Annotated in this window: 2 protein-coding genes; both read left to right on the forward strand. The window is 35.4% G+C overall.

Going from position 1 to position 2190, the window contains the following annotated elements; translation table 11 throughout:
• The first annotated feature begins 95 nt into the window (after positions 1-95).
• Positions 96-1382: an IS21 family transposase gene (gene istA, locus ABH966_RS26910; protein ID WP_370083790.1), complete on the forward strand. Its 1287-nt coding sequence runs from the start codon at positions 96-98 to the stop codon at positions 1380-1382.
• Positions 1379-2137 carry an IS21-like element helper ATPase IstB gene (gene istB, locus ABH966_RS26915; RefSeq protein ID WP_370083792.1) on the forward strand — a complete coding sequence of 253 codons (759 nt, stop codon included), beginning with the start codon at positions 1379-1381 and terminating at the stop codon, positions 2135-2137. The genes istA and istB overlap by 4 nt, the downstream gene beginning before the upstream one ends.
• Positions 2138-2190: the final 53 nt, after the last annotated feature.

Genomic DNA, 2190 nt, shown 5'->3' on the forward strand with positions numbered 1-2190 from the left:
ATTACAAATGCTAAGATCTACATGTACAAACGCACTCACTTAAAGATGTACACTTTTGATTCACTTTCTCGCATACTAATCATGAGGTGATTAGTGTGTACATAACGCTAGATGTTCAAACGAATTTTGAGATTAACAGTCTTTCAGACTTACCAAAATTCAAACAGCTAATGGAGAATTTAAAGATGAAAATTAATAAGAGTCAGTTGGCAAGAGAAATGGGTGTAGATCGACGTACTGTTGATAAATACTTAAATGGATTTACACCAAAAGGAACAAAAGAAAAGACATCTATTATAGATGATTATTATGAAGTGATTGCAGCTTTACTATCAGAAGATTCGAAGCAAGTATTTTATTACCGTCGTGTACTTTGGCAATATTTGAAGGATAATCATGGCTTAGAGTGTGGTAGTTCTACATTCCGTCGCTATATCGCTAAAACGCCTGAGTTCGCAGCTTATTTTACAGATCAAGTACGTATCCCTTCACCAAAAGGAACGACAAGATTTGAAACTCCACCTGGTCAACAGGCTCAATTTGACTGGAAAGAAAGTATTCCGTTTGAAACAAGTGATGGTGAAAAAGTAGAAGTAAACGTAGGTGTACTTGTACTTGGATATTCACGATTCCGTGTCTTTACGCTAACATTGCGCAAAACACAAGATATTTTATTTTCATTTTTAACAGAAGCTTTTGAAAAAATTGGCGGTGTTCCAAAAGAAATTGTAACGGATAATCCAAAAACGATTATGGATGAACCACGAACAGAATATAGTTCAGGAAAAGTAAACAGCCGGTTCGAAGCATTTGCGAAGGATTTTGATTTCAAGGTAAGACCGTGTATTGCGGGACGTCCTCGAACAAAAGGTAAAGTAGAAACACAGATGAAATTTATAGATGAAATCCATGCGTATCAAGGTCAATTGACCTTAGAAGAGTTATATCAGTTTATTGAAAAATTGATGAATCGTATTAATCAATCTTTTCACCAAGGCTCTGGAAAAATACCTGTATTTGCATTAGAAAAAGAAAAGAGCTCCCTTCTTCCGCTACCAACAGAAAAAATCAGGAACTCTTATCGTATCAAGCATCAGCTTGTACAAGTGAATACATCAAGTATGATATCCTACAAAGCCAACCAGTATTCAGTCCCCACCAAGTACATTGGGCAAAAAGTTGGGATACAAATACATGATGATCAATTATGGATTTATTATAACATGGAGTGCATTGCACAACATCCTATATCTAAACGAAAATTAAATATTCGTCCTTCGGATTACAAAGAAACGTTGCAAGTTTCTGCACCTCATTATCCAGATATTGATGCTTTAGCAAAAAATAATCTAAAAGCCATTGGAGAGGTGTATGAAACATGATACAGCAAACAAACTATCAGCAGCTTCTAAAGAATCTAGAGTATTTAAAATTAAAGCAGATGATCACACATCTAGATGAAGTGGTAGACTTCAGTGTTCATAATCAATTATCGTTTATTGATACGTTGATTAAGCTAACAAATTATGAAATTGATTTACGTGAGCAAAATATGATTCATGCGATGGTAAAAGTGGGCGCATTTCCTAACTTAAAAGAAATAAAGGATTTTGATTTTGACTTCCAACCATCGATAAATCCGCAGCAAATTCATGATTTTACTACACTGCGTTTTATTGAAAGTAGTGAAAACATTGTATTTTTAGGTCCAAGTGGCGTTGGCAAAACGCATTTAGCCTCGGCAATCGGTATCGCAGCTGCAAAAAAACGTACAAGCACGTACTTTGTGAAATGCCACGATTTGATTCAAAACTTAAAAAGGGCTCGCCTAGAAAATCGTTTAGAGAGCCGTTTGAAGCATTACACAAAATATAAGTTACTTATTATTGATGAGATTGGTTATTTACCGATTGATCCGGAGGATGCAAAACTATTCTTCCAGTTAATCGATATGCGTTATGAAAAACGTAGCACTATTTTTACGACAAACGTTAACTTCAAGTCCTGGGACGAAGTGTTCCAGGAGCCTAAATTAGCCAATGCGATTTTAGATCGTATTTTACATCACGCAACAGTTGTCACAATCGTCGGCAATTCATATCGTTTGAAGAACCACCTAGCTCCAGAAGGTGAGTAATTTTATACACAATTAAGTGAGCGTTTTTGTACATAGATTAGTTGACATTTGTA

Source organism: Lysinibacillus sp. RC46 (assembly GCF_041262385.1).
Classification (GTDB): Bacteria; Bacillota; Bacilli; order Bacillales_A; family Planococcaceae; genus Lysinibacillus.